This is a genomic window from Microbacterium umsixpiens (assembly GCF_053543675.1).
Genome location: NZ_JBLVOH010000043.1, coordinates 11,590 through 12,128 on the forward strand (window position 1 = coordinate 11,590; position 539 = coordinate 12,128).

The 539-nt window shown below is 68.6% G+C and carries 1 protein-coding gene; it reads left to right on the plus strand.

The genetic code is table 11. From position 1 onward, the window contains the following. Positions 1–57: 57 nt before the first annotated feature. Positions 58–539, plus strand: a 482-nt coding sequence (locus ACNPM4_RS04990) for a LacI family DNA-binding transcriptional regulator (RefSeq protein ID WP_448984897.1), incomplete at its 3' end; no start/stop codon positions are given.

The window sequence follows — 539 nt, forward strand, 5'->3', positions numbered from 1 at the left end:
AAACGTTTTCGAAAACAGTTTCCATCGCGGCCGCATCCCCGGATACGCTGGGCGACCATGAGCGGGAGAACCACGATCCACGACGTCGCGAAGGCTGCCGGCGTCTCGGTGTCGACCGTGTCGAAGGCGGTGAACGGACGCTACGGGATCGCGGATGCGACGGTCCGGCGCGTGCTCGACGTGGTGCAGGAACTGGGTTACGAATCGAGCCTGGTGGCGAGCAGCATGCGGGCCAGGCGCACCGGTGTGATCGGGGTGCTCCTGGCCGACTTCGAGCCGTTCAGCGCCGAGATCCTCAAGGGCGTCGGCGCGGCCGTGCACGACACCGCCTTCGACCTGCTGGCGTACAGCGGTTCGCGGCACGGACAGGGCGAAGGGTGGGAGCGGCGGTCACTCAGTCGGCTCTCCGGCACCCTCATCGACGCCGCGATCATGGTCACCCCCACGGTCGTCGGCGCGTCGACCGAGATCCCCGTCGTCGCGATCGACCCGCACACCGGCCGCGCCGACCTGCCGACCGTCGAGTCGGACAGCTTCGG